The organism is Escherichia sp. E4742, from assembly GCF_005843885.1.
Classification (GTDB): Bacteria; Pseudomonadota; Gammaproteobacteria; order Enterobacterales; family Enterobacteriaceae; genus Escherichia.
Genome location: NZ_CP040443.1, coordinates 1795956 through 1807191 on the forward strand (window position 1 = coordinate 1795956; position 11236 = coordinate 1807191).

General features: G+C 49.3%; 8 protein-coding genes. 3 read left to right on the forward strand and 5 right to left on the reverse strand.

All coding sequences use genetic code 11. The features are described from left to right. Nucleotides 1-20: 20 nt before the first annotated feature. Complete coding sequence (gene pdeH, locus FEM44_RS08745) at nucleotides 21-788, reverse strand: cyclic-guanylate-specific phosphodiesterase (RefSeq protein ID WP_135522598.1); 768 nt, start codon at nucleotides 786-788, stop codon at nucleotides 21-23. A 232-nt stretch (nucleotides 789-1020) separates the two neighbouring features. Here pdeH and kdgK point away from each other — a divergent pair, with 232 nt between their 5' ends. The 3 genes from kdgK to FEM44_RS08760 all read left to right on the forward strand — a co-directional run bounded on the left by kdgK (nucleotide 1021) and on the right by FEM44_RS08760 (nucleotide 5321). Beyond that, nucleotides 1021-1950, forward strand: a complete 930-nt coding sequence (gene kdgK / locus FEM44_RS08750) for a 2-dehydro-3-deoxygluconokinase (protein WP_135522597.1) — start codon at nucleotides 1021-1023, stop codon at nucleotides 1948-1950. A gap of 94 nt (nucleotides 1951-2044) precedes the next feature. Next, on the forward strand, nucleotides 2045-3250 hold the full coding sequence (locus FEM44_RS08755) for a DUF3142 domain-containing protein (RefSeq protein WP_135522596.1): 1206 nt from the start codon (nucleotides 2045-2047) through the stop codon (nucleotides 3248-3250). Next, nucleotides 3237-5321, forward strand: a complete 2085-nt coding sequence (locus FEM44_RS08760; RefSeq protein ID WP_138158976.1) for a hypothetical protein — start codon at nucleotides 3237-3239, stop codon at nucleotides 5319-5321. Before FEM44_RS08755 ends, FEM44_RS08760 begins: the two co-directional genes overlap by 14 nt. On the opposite strand, the gene FEM44_RS08765 is transcribed toward FEM44_RS08760, so the two are convergent. The 4 genes from FEM44_RS08765 to hmsP form a co-directional block, all read right to left on the reverse strand. Next, the gene (locus FEM44_RS08765) at nucleotides 5299-5829 is read right to left on the reverse strand and encodes a hypothetical protein (RefSeq protein WP_135522595.1); all 531 of its coding nucleotides are present in this window, start codon (nucleotides 5827-5829) and stop codon (nucleotides 5299-5301) included. The two genes, FEM44_RS08760 and FEM44_RS08765, sit on opposite strands and share 23 nt — an antisense overlap. 182 nt (nucleotides 5830-6011) lie before the next feature. After that, the gene (locus FEM44_RS08770) at nucleotides 6012-7508 is read right to left on the reverse strand and encodes a M16 family metallopeptidase (RefSeq protein WP_135522594.1); all 1497 of its coding nucleotides are present in this window, start codon (nucleotides 7506-7508) and stop codon (nucleotides 6012-6014) included. A 219-nt stretch (nucleotides 7509-7727) separates the two neighbouring features. Next, nucleotides 7728-9014 (reverse strand): C4-dicarboxylate transporter DctC, encoded by a 1287-nt coding sequence (gene dctA / locus FEM44_RS08775; RefSeq protein WP_135522593.1) that lies wholly within the window; start codon nucleotides 9012-9014, stop codon nucleotides 7728-7730. 182 nt (nucleotides 9015-9196) lie between these two features. Continuing rightward, nucleotides 9197-11185, reverse strand: a complete 1989-nt coding sequence (gene hmsP, locus FEM44_RS08780) for a biofilm formation regulator HmsP (RefSeq protein WP_135522592.1) — start codon at nucleotides 11183-11185, stop codon at nucleotides 9197-9199. Nucleotides 11186-11236 lie beyond the last annotated feature (51 nt).

Below are 11236 nucleotides of genomic sequence, written 5' to 3' on the forward strand. Positions count from 1 at the left end.
CCAGGCGGAAAATGAGGCGGCTACACCACCAGAGCCACCGTATCCAGCGTTTCTATCGGTGCCGGACGCGAAAGAAACCAGCCCTGTGCGGCGAATGCGGGCGAGTTCTGTACATCGAGCCACTCTTCCGGCGTTTCCACGCCCTCGACAATCACCCCGCGACAATAGCGATTCATTAGATGTAAAAGCTGCGAAAAGAGCGTGCGGCCTTCCGGCGACTGGCGCAGCATCACAAACAGTTCGCGAGCGATTTTAATGTAGTCATAACGGACTTCACTTAGCGCGGAGAAATTTGCCATCCCGGTGCCAAAATCATCAAGCCATAGCGGACCAAATTCGCACATCGAGGCAAAGGTTGAATCTTTTGGCAGGCGGATATGTTCTACCAGTTCAAAACGCAGCCAGGGAAGGCGGTCAATCTGACGCAAAATTTCCGGCTGCTGACGTAGGGCGAGAAGTGTCGGACCATCGATATTAACCGATGCCAGCAGGCCATGCTCAACAAAGAACACGGCTTTTTGCGCCAGCAAATCAATCTGTTCTTTCACCACATCCATACGATGTCTGATGGTGATTTCAGCAAAATAACGATCCGGCGGCAGTCGTTGCGAAGGATCCTCGGGATGAGTAACGACCGTTAATAGCTCTACGGCCATCAACCGACCGGATGTCTGGTAAATCGGTTGCCAGGTGTAAGCACGTTCACACTGCAACCAAAAGCGTCGTTCCTGCAAGCTTTCGATACTTGCTTCAGGATGGCTTATTCGCTGAATAACCTGCCTTATCATCGAAGATGTCCTGTGTTTAAAAGTGATGCTGCCCGGACTCGACAAATGTTATCGGCGCGCAACGTCAGAACTTTACCGCCCGAAGCGGCTAAATTTGCCCGTCCTGCGGCGAAATCGTCCAGGAATACGTTCTGGCTCAAAAAAATAATGGAACAGTGTTTTAATATAGTTGACCAACAAACCACCACAGCGCAAACTAACGCTAATTTTTTTACAGATCAGGTTCACGACTATGTCCAAAAAGATTGCCGTGATTGGCGAATGCATGATTGAGCTTTCCGAGAAAGGCGCAGACGTTAAGCGCGGTTTCGGCGGCGATACCCTGAACACCTCCGTCTACATCGCCCGTCAGGTCGATCCTGCGGCATTAACCGTTCATTACGTGACGGCGCTGGGAACGGACAGTTTTAGTCAGCAGATGTTGGACGCCTGGCACAGCGAGAACGTTGATACTTCCCTGACCCAACGGATGGAAAACCGCCTGCCGGGCCTTTACTACATTGAAACCGATGACACTGGCGAACGTACGTTCTACTACTGGCGTAACGAAGCCGCGGCAAAATTCTGGCTGGAGAGCGAGCAGTCAGCGGCGATTTGCGCAGAGCTGGCGAATTTCGATTATCTCTACCTGAGCGGGATTAGCCTGGCGATTTTAAGCCCAACCAGCCGCGAGAAGCTGCTTGCTCTGCTGCGCAAATGCCGCGCCAATGGCGGAAAAGTGATTTTCGACAATAACTACCGTCCGCGCCTGTGGGCCAGCAAAGAAGAGACGCAGCAGGTGTATCAGCAGATGCTGGAATGCACGGATATCGCCTTCCTGACGCTGGACGACGAAGACGCGCTGTGGGGTCAACAACCGGTGGAAGACGTTATTGCGCGTACCCATAACGCAGGCGTGAAAGAAGTGGTGGTGAAACGCGGGGCAGATTCTTGCCTGGTGTCCATTGCTGGTGAAGGGTTAGTGGATGTTCCGGCGGTGAAATTGCCGAAAGAAAAAGTGATCGACACCACTGCTGCGGGTGACTCTTTCAGCGCCGGTTATCTGGCGGTACGTCTGACAGGCGGCAGTGCGGAAGATGCCGCGAAACGTGGGCATTTGACCGCAAGTACCGTTATTCAGTATCGCGGCGCGATTATCCCGCGTGAAGCGATGCCAGCGTAATGGTTTTTGGCGGAGAACGGATAGATATTCGTTCTCCGTTAATAGTTTCGGCAGTACACTATTGCCCTGTTGATAATCGTTATGCCGTGACAATATGCCATTTTGCAAAAGGATTTTTGCAGCTTTACTTCTTCTGATTTGCCTGGGTTACGGGCTGCATATTTTATTTACCCCCGCACAGCCGCTTCGCTTTGATCAGCAAGTCTATATTTGGCAACGCGTCTGGACGGCAGAACATAACGACGCACTAAAACAAAGCCGCCCACTTTTCTCTACGCTACGCATACTCGAGATGCAATTTCATCCACAGGAAGGCATCCGACATTTTGCGGTGAATACTTCGCTTATTAAGCAAGATGGTCGCCCGGTCTGGCTGGTTGCGAGACTCGATGGTCAGCTTACACGACTTAATAACCAGCAAATTATCCAGCATATTCAACAGACACTACGTGAGTGGCAAAAGGCAGGTATTACGCTGGCAGGTGTGGAAATTGATTATGACGCGCCAACAGCAAAATTGCCGGACTATCTGACACTACTTAGTACGTTACATCAGACGCTTCCTACAAATATAAAACTTAGCGTTACCGCCCTGCCGACCTGGCTTGAATCACCACATCTCGCCCGATTATTGCGCATTGCGGATACTTCGGTTTTGCAGGTACATAACGTGCTATCACCCGAAAAAGGTCTGTTCGATGCCAGCCTGGCGCAACGTTGGGTAAAGCAGTATGCCAGGCAAACTACGCATCCTTTTTTCATCGCATTGCCCGCTTACGGTTCCGCGCTCACCAGTGATAATCGCGTCGAGAGCGAAGCTCCGCTATACGTTGCTGAGGAGATGCGTGAGCTAAGCGTGTCGCCACAAACGCTTGCCGATTTCATTCAATATTTAAAACAGCAACCACCGCGTGGATTACAGGGCCTGGTATGGTTTCGACTACCGTTAGCAGGCGATCGTCGCGCCTGGTCCCTGACGACGCTGGAAGCCGTGATTAGGCATAAACCGCTGACGCCATGCTGGTCGTTAATAATTACTCAACATACAGACGAGCAACTTTTTGATCTGGCCATTAAAAACAGCGGCGAAATTGATGCGCCGTTGCCGAAACAAATAATTCTACCCAATGCAGATTGTCTATTCGCGGATGGAGCCAGCCACTATCAAGTGCTACCTGGCTCATCCAGCCTGAATCTTGTGAGAGGAAGCGCCAGACAACTGCGCGCCGGAGAAAGCAGTCCGCTGGGATGGGCGCGCTGCAATAAAAGACTACAAGGAGAGTTTAATGTTACGCCATGAGATATCACGGATTGCCAGCGTTGTGTTATTCACGCTTATTTGCGAGAACACTTATGCTTGCGGGCCTTATGCGCCGAACTCACTTTTGCACGATCGACAACACACATTAACAGAAATGCCTAATGGTAGTTTCATATATGAAGCTCGCCATTTAGTCGAACGTGATCCACGTTTACCTTTATGGCAACCAGAAATCAAACCAAACAATTTAGAGGACTATTATCAGTACAGAGAAACACAAAAGGATACCGATTATCAACATTATACTCGCGAAAAACGTCTACAAGAGATAGCAGAGAAACTTAAGACAAAGCTACCTACAGCGGAACGACTCTATTATCTGGGAGCCATAGACTTTTATAACTTCATCTATGACAGCCCCTGGTTCGATAAATTATTAGCCTTACCCAAAAGCGAACAAGGTGAATGGCGGCTGAAGGCAATGTATACGCAAGCCCGTAAAATATTCGATTCAGGTGAAAATGACGAGTTAGCTTATAATAGCGGAGTGTATATTAGTGAGGAATCCATAAAGGGGATTAATCTTTATCAACAAATTATAGAAGAAGTTCGCAATGGTGAGCCAGACCCCGAACAACTCTCTCTCGCCAGTTTGGGACAGTTAGGTTTTTACAGGCTGAATAAAGCGGATATGAAGGGAGCCATCAAATATTATGCGCAACAGGCCGCACAAGGTTCCCCTGTAGGTAAAGTCTCATTACGCAGAATTGCACTGTATCTGACAAATAAAAAAAATCTCGCCCTTCTGGAAAAAATTATTGATGATCAAATAGTTCAGAAATTAATCATTGCAGAACTTTTTATTCGTCACGACAGAAAATATAACCAGGATGGGTGCATTACCGCATACAGTGAATATTTCTGCACAACGCAGCGTGATAAATTGATAGATTTATTGGCAAATCATCGAATAAAAGGTTTTATTTATAGCGATCGACTAGCGGCATTAGCTTATCGCAACGGTGATTACTCGTTAACAAAAATCTTATTAGAGGATGCACCAGAAAGTGGCCTCCGCGAATGGTTAAACGCAAAAATGGCGCTGCGTGAAGGTAATATTCCTTTAGCGACTCGCTATTATTCCAGTGCGGCAAAATTCTTCCCGGAAAATGAAACGTGGGGCAACCCGATGACAGAAAGTGATTACTACCACGGTAATGAGATCATTATGCCATCATGTCGTATTGCTGGCGAGCAAGCAATTCTGGCGTTGAAGCGCGATGATTACTTGCAAGCAATGACGCTGTTTTATAAAGGCAAAGATACTTATTGGGCAGATTTAGCTGATGTGGGGGAAAGTGTATTAACGTTACAGGAGCTAAAAACGTTTATTGATAAAAATGTGCCACCGCCAGACCAACAACTGAAACCCTTTAATTTACAGTCATCTCAATATGATGATGACAGCGAATATAGCGGTTACTTCGTCCCCCCAACGCTCATCCCAACTGACGTGAAATTACGTGCATTACTGGCCAGAAGGCTTATTCGTAATGGTCAGTATCAACAAGCCGTCAGCTACTTTGATATTCCAAATTACCGTAAAATGGCGCAGCAACTGGCAGATTTAATGGAGAAAAGCCGGAAAAAGAATATCAATAATCGGGAACGCGCGCAGGCGCAATATGAGGCTGCAAGCTTATTACGATTTAACGGCATCGAACTTATCGCCTACGAAATGTATCCCGACTATGCTATTACCAGTAGCGCATATTCAACACCCTATGCCTACACTAATGATGGCGGTTGGATAAGCGAGAAAGAAAACCGTCGTTTTGCTAATGCAGTGCCTGACAAAAATCATCACTTTTTGCATTACCGCTGGCAGGCTGCGGAATGGGCCGGACAATCTGCCGATTTACTTCACCCTAAAACCCAGGCATGGGCTGCCGTGTTATGCCATGCTGCAAGTTGGGTCAGATATCTTGATCCAGAAACCGGTGCATTAATTTATCAACGCTACGTGAAAAACGGTAAAGCTTTTGGCTGGGCTGCGCATTTTGGTCGTGATTGTCCAGAACCGGTATTCAGGAAGGAACTGAAAAAATAACCTTGCAGGGATGAGAAGTGCTATCTTTATAGGTTGGCGAAAACTGCTGACGCGTATCATTCAAACTACGCGTAAATTTAAGTGGATTCTCGCCTTTAATTTCGACCGTGACGAAGATATTTCCATTATTGCTAAAGAAGTCAAAATAATAATCATGTTGATGTCGACGACTAGTTTTAAAGTGACGAAATGACAAATAACACCGTTCGTCATAGGTAATCAAAAAATCATTTTCCCCGTACTCATTTACCATCTTGTTTTTTAATTTACCCTCGAAGAGAACAGTATACTTATCTCTGTCAGCAAATAATTCGGCATCCGTTTCTCGGTTGATCGTGTTGACGCTGATGCCGAATTCTATCTTTACCTTGTCTTTATCGATATTATTTCTTGTACTGACATAAATATTATTCGCATCCCAGAGTAAGAGGAAGTTCTTGTTGCAGGAATAGAGTCCTGTTAAGCAGAGAATCATGGTCAGCAAGAACAATGTGACTTTGTAGCGCATTTATATTTCTTTAGCATGTTACGTTCACAAAGTGTGGTTACTTCCTTTTGCATAAACCACAGCAGTCAATAATTATTCGCGCGCTACCGCCGTGCCTGGAAAAATATCTGCGGGTATATCACGGTAACTTATTTATTACCGTTAATCCCGGCTGCGTAGAAGAAACGCTGCCGGGTTATTTATTACTGCGCAGGTGGAATATCCGAAACTTCAGGATGGACGTCATCCGTGGCAACAGATGTGGCGGCAGCCGCAGTCGATGGGGCCATGATTTGATCCCAGGCCGCCTGCAACGATTTCATGTTAAATTCCGGCTCGCCTTTCGGCTGCAGCAGAATTAACGCCATGTCGTTCGACAACTGCTGACGCAGATCCTGATTTAACATCTCTACCGTCAGGCTGTTAAGGAAATCCTGACGCAGTTTCTGATATTGCTCCGGTGCGATATCGACAACCTGATTTTGCAACGAACGCATCCGCTGGCCCATCAGAATATCGGTATCAGCTCGCGCATAGGCGGCAAACAATTTCTGCAGCTCCAGTTTCTTTTGCGCGACCAGGGCGTTGAACTCTTCTTCCGGCAGACCTTTGTCACGAACTTTCGCCAGTTCACGCGCCACCAGATTAAGGTTGCTGTTCAGCTTGTCATTTGGTGACTCGATGTTGATGGCACACTGCGCACGCAGATATAGCACACGGCAGTCAAAACCAAGACCGATATCTTTGCTGTTATTGGCGCTTAATGCTTGCTGAACATGCCAGAACAGCGCCTCACGGGCCAGGTCCGCACGCCAGTAGCGCAGGAGTGCAGCTGACTCACGAATCGGCTGCCACGGCGTATCCCACATGATGGATAACCGGTCCTGGCGTACCGCATCGGTCATAATACTCACCGCTTCCGCACGCAGAGGAGAAAGCGTCGGCACCGGAGCTGGTGTTTCACGTTTGCCTTTCAGTTCGCCAAACGTTTTGTTGATTTGGTCTACAACCGAGCGCGCATCAACGTTCCCCACCACCAGCAGCGTCATTGCATCCGGGGTGTACCATTTCTGGTAGAAGTCTTTAATCTTTTCTGCTTCAACGGGTTGTTTCAGCGGATCGGCAGGATCGTGACCTAACAAGGTTGATCCTTTCAGACGATAGCGCCACCAGCCTTCTTTGGTGTCGGCAGGCCAGGTTGCCACCATGTCCTGACTTTGCAGCGCGTGGTTGATGGTTTCTGGCGTGATAGTCAGTTTGCCACTGGCATTTGCCAGATAAGAGAGCGCCTCTTTCAGCAAGTCGTTGCGGTTATTTGGCAGACTAAGATTAAACAGCGTGGTGTCGTAAGAGACGATTACCGGCGGCATCGGACGCTTAGGGTCGATACCCTGTTGCCACAATGAACGCGCCTGCGCTGCGTCAAGGCCACCGCTTTGTGTCAGCGCAATGCGGGGAATGGCATGACTATAACCGCTCTGTTGGGTACTTTCGGCGAGCGAACCGGTATTAACCAGCAGGCGAATTTCAACACGATCGCTGGGACGCTGGGGCGTGGTCAGCACTTGCCACTGTAAACCGTTGGAGAGCGTCCCCTGTTGCCATGCTGGATCAGGCTGGAGCGCATCTGCCTGCACATAGCCAGCAGTGGCCATCATCAGCAAACCGCCCGCTAAAAGTCGAATTTTTGTGCCCTGCATGTGAACCCCTGATCAACTATCCTGGTAATAAAAAACTGCCCGTTGTCGGTCAGTCTAAATGACATTGAAAACACTTCGTGTTAGACCGCAAGAATATAAAAATGTCACGGAAGAAGTGAAATAAACCTGAACTCACCCAGGTGGTAAGTTCAGGCACAGGGGGCAATTATGCGCAAACACCCGCACTCGGGGAAGGGAGTGCGGGCATAAGTGGTGAGATTAAGAGGATAATTCGTGCGTTTTGCCTTCCGACGCACGATTATTCAGCACATCGTCCAGTTTTTTGTGGTCCAGTTCTTTAACCCACTTAGCGACCACGATGGTTGCTACACCGTTACCGACCAGGTTAGTCAGCGCACGAGCTTCCGACATGAAGCGGTCAATACCGAGGATCAGCGCCAGACCCGCCACCGGTAAATGACCCACCGCAGAGAGCGTCGCCGCCAGCACGATAAAGCCACTGCCCGTTACCCCTGCCGCCCCTTTAGAAGAAAGCAGCAACACGATTAACAACGTGATTTGGTGGACGATATCCATCTGACTGTTAGTGGCCTGGGCGATAAATACCGCCGCCATCGTCAGGTATATCGATGTGCCATCAAGGTTAAACGAGTAGCCTGTCGGGATGACCAACCCCACCACCGATTTCCGGCAGCCGAGTTTTTCCATCTTGTCGAGCATACGTGGCAGCGCCGATTCGGAAGACGATGTTCCCAACACAATCAGCAGTTCTTCACGAATGTAGCGGATAAATTTGAAGATACTGAAACCGGTCGCTTTAGCGATTGAACCCAGTACCAGCACCACAAACAGGATACAGGTGATGTAGAAGCAGATAATCAGCTGCCCCAACTGCACCAGTGTTCCGACGCCGTATTTACCGATGGTAAATGCCATCGCCCCGAACGCCCCTATCGGTGCCAGGCGCATGATCATATTGATGATGCCGAAGATGACCTGCGAGAAACTTTCGATAACGTTAAAAATCAGCTGGCCTTTGCTGCCCAGACGGTGCAGCGCAAAACCAAACAGTACGGCAAACAGCAGCACCTGCAGGATGTTACCGCTGGCAAACGCGCCAATGACGCTCGCCGGGATGACATCCATAATGAAGGCGACAATGCCCTGGTCTTTCGCCTGCGCGGCGTAAACGGCTACCGCTTTCGCATCCAGACTCGCCGGATCGACGTTCATTCCAGCACCTGGCTGTACAACGTTAACGATAATAAGACCAATAATCAGCGCGATGGTACTGACTATCTCAAAGTAAAGCAGTGCGACTGCGCCGGTACGACCGACCGCCTTCATGCTTTCCATGCCCGCAATGCCAGTGACGACGGTACAAAAGATGACGGGAGCGATGATCATCTTAATGAGCTTAACGAACCCGTCGCCAAGCGGTTTCATTTGCTCGCCTATTTCAGGGTAGAAATGGCCAAGGAGAATACCAATGGCTATCGCTGTCAGGACCTGAAAGTAAAGGCTTTTAAACAGAGAGGTTTTCATAGGGTGTCCTTTAGTAAAACCACAGGTCTTGTAAGGTTATGGGGTACCTGCGGCCTTAAAATAACACCCAGACAACATCACAGAAATGTACCTGGATCATAATTGAAACAAAAAGGTTAAAAAGTTTGAGCTGGCTCGCACAAACCAGCACTTTTTAAAGTTTTGTAATCAGTTTGGGGTAGCTATTTTTCTTCCAGGTAACTTTCTTCGAAGATTTCAATGGGAAGTGGACGTGCAAAAAGGAAGCCCTGGGCAATTCCAACGCCCGCCTTTGCCAACCAGTCACGTTGCGCTTCTGTCTCTACGCCTTCAGCAATGATTTGCAGATTCAGGCTTTTCGCCAACATGATAATCGCGGCAATCATGCTGCTATCTTCCGGCAAACCATCAATGAACATTTTGTCGATTTTCAAAACGTCCACCGGGAGAGATTTCATATGCTGCAACTGACGCAACCCTGAATAGCCCATACCGAAATCATCCAGCGCCACCTGTACTCCGGCGTTGCGCAGCGGACGAAGGATTGCCACCGCCGCGTGAGGGTCATCAATGCGTCGGCTTTCTGTCACTTCCAGAATCAGCGTTCCTGGCTGAACACGATAGCGCGTTAGCAGTTCCAGCATATCCGCCACCATATTCGGGTGCATCAGTTGCAGAGCTGAGATGTTCACCGATAATGGCAGCATAATGCCGCGCTCCTGCCAGGCGGCAAGCAGTCGGCATGACTCTTCCAGCACCCAGTGACCGACGGTAACCATCAGTCCACAAGACTCAATACGATCAATTAACCCATCCGGTAGGTCCCAACTCCCATCCGGTTGCTGGATACGCAATAACACTTCCGCGCTGACTAATTTGCCGCTGGTCATCTCAACTTGTGGCTGTAGCCAAATCGCAAACTGATGATTTTCAAGAGCATTAAGGATATCGCTCTCTTCCGTCAGCCGCTGTTGAGCGGCTTCCATCTGCTGCGGATCATAGAACTGAATCTGATTCTTCCCTTTATGACGAGCAGTAAACGCCGCAGAAATAGCACGACCATAAAGTTGTTCGGCGGTGATATCGCCATAGAACATCGCCACGCCGATGTTACAGTGTGGGCGCAGTTGAATGCGTTCAATCGGCAAAGGCTCGCGAATGATAGTGAGTACTTGCTGACCTAACGTAATAGCGTGCCACGGCTCCTGCACACCGTTGGCGATAACAGCGAAGTCATAGCCACTGACCTGCGCGAGAACCATGCGTGGTGACAGCACCGACTTGAGTTTTTCCACCAGCGTAAGTAGCAGGATTTCCCGCTGCGCCTCTTTCAGCACACCGGCGGTGTCGCGCAGGGTTTCGCAGGTGATAATCATCAGCGCAGTAGTCTGTTTACGCGTCACCACCTGTTCCAGCATCTCCATCAGCAGGGCTTTGTTTGGCAAGTCCGACACCGGGAAGCGCATCGCGTTTTCGATCTGCTCTTCATAATGGCGCTGTAACAGTTGCTGGTTAAGGTTATAACTGCGCACCAGCATGCCTATTTCATCGTCCTGATGCAGACGCGGCAGCGCCAGCTGATGGCCGATGATCTCTTGCGGTGGAATGGCGTTCAGCTCACGAGCAATATTGCGTAAAGGATGTAATATCAGTCGGTTAATACACCAGCTAATCGCCACTGTCAGGATGAGCGACAAAAGTAAGTAAATGGTCACTAACGTTGAGAGCGTACTCATCACGAACTTATACATGCGAAAGGAATCCGCCTGTAACACCAGATAGGCAATCGGTTGTGGGTTTGCCGGGCGCTCCAGCGAGTAGACGCCCAGCGAGATTTGCACCGGTAGTTCGAGCAGTCGGGTAACCATTACCGGCACCGGGCGTTCAGGAATAAAACTTTTACGCAGCGCCTGGAACTGGTTAGGCAGCACCACATCTGCGCGGCTGACCACGCCCGCAGGTTTGATGCTGGAGAGAATGGCCTCCGCCTGGGGAATATCCCCTTTGAGGATGGCTGAGGACAAGGGTTCGCGGACAGAACGAGCAATGCTTTCCAGTTGCGTAGCCGTGTTATAGCGATTCTGCTGTACCAGGTGGAACAGCAAAACGGTGCAAAAAACAAAGACAAACACCAGAACAACGGCCGCCACCATTGCCATCTGCTTGATTGTTAACGAACGACTAACGCGCAAATTATCTCTCCCCCGGAAATCCCAGACTGCCGCCCGAGTATACCCGATCGC

Bases quoted from the DNA above. Each gene is read 5' to 3' on its own strand.
- pdeH (WP_135522598.1), bottom strand. From the start codon at position 788: ATGATAAGGCAGGTTATTCAGCGAATAAGCCATCCTGAAGCAAGTATC.
- kdgK (WP_135522597.1), top strand. From the start codon at position 1,021: ATGTCCAAAAAGATTGCCGTGATTGGCGAATGCATGATTGAGCTTTCC.
- FEM44_RS08755 (WP_135522596.1), top strand. From the start codon at position 2,045: ATGCCATTTTGCAAAAGGATTTTTGCAGCTTTACTTCTTCTGATTTGC.
- FEM44_RS08760 (WP_138158976.1), top strand. From the start codon at position 3,237: ATGTTACGCCATGAGATATCACGGATTGCCAGCGTTGTGTTATTCACG.
- FEM44_RS08765 (WP_135522595.1), bottom strand. From the start codon at position 5,829: ATGCGCTACAAAGTCACATTGTTCTTGCTGACCATGATTCTCTGCTTA.
- FEM44_RS08770 (WP_135522594.1), bottom strand. From the start codon at position 7,508: ATGCAGGGCACAAAAATTCGACTTTTAGCGGGCGGTTTGCTGATGATG.
- dctA (WP_135522593.1), bottom strand. From the start codon at position 9,014: ATGAAAACCTCTCTGTTTAAAAGCCTTTACTTTCAGGTCCTGACAGCG.